At 71.7% G+C, this 627-nt stretch carries 1 pseudogene; it reads right to left on the bottom strand.

From position 1 onward, the window contains the following. Window positions 1–260 (bottom strand): annotated as a pseudogene (locus CCN37_RS31560) (hypothetical protein); the annotation flags it as partial. Window positions 261–627 lie beyond the last annotated feature (367 nt).

The raw sequence follows: 627 nt of genomic DNA, 5'->3' as shown, positions 1-627 counted from the left end.
GGTGGAGATGGCGGCGCCGCAAGGCATCCGGCCCCGTCCGTCGCCACGAGCCTCGGCCCCTGCGCGACCTCGCGCGTGGTTCCGGAGCCGTCGAGGGAGATCTGGAAGACCCGGCTCGCCCCGTGCGTGTTGTTGTTGAGCGCGTACATGGTCCGCGCCGAGTCGATCACCACGGCGCCGTAGGTCGAGGAGCCCGGCAGCGCGGGGTGCGTCGGCAGCTGGGTCACCGCGCCGGTGGAAGGGTTGATGCGCACCAGGATTCCGTGCAGCGGCCCGCTGGAGGAGACACCGTAGAGCTGGCCGTCGGCCTCGTTNNCGGCCAGCTCGGCCGCATCCGCACTGAGCTGAGCACGCCGAGGAAGGTCGGGCTCGCCGGGTTGATGTCCAGCGCGTACAAGGTGGAGTCATCGCGCAGGTAGAGCCTGCTCCCGGAGACCGCGCCCGCGTAGGCGTCGAGGAAACCGCTGTGCGGCAAGCGAACCGGCCCCGTCGTGCGCACCGGCCCGAGATCGGTGACGCGGCCCTGGTTGTCGATGGTCACCACGTGCGCGACGTGGCGGAACGGTCCGCTCCGGCCGCGCGAGGCGATGCCGTAGGTCAGCCCCTGGGAGCGCGCGAAGCCGATCG

Origin of the sequence: Allokutzneria sp. NRRL B-24872, from assembly GCF_002155965.1 — a bacterium.
GTDB lineage: Bacteria > Actinomycetota > Actinomycetes > Mycobacteriales > Pseudonocardiaceae > Allokutzneria.
Note: the sequence above shows the minus strand (reverse complement) of the source record. Positions and strands in the feature narration are given on the sequence as shown.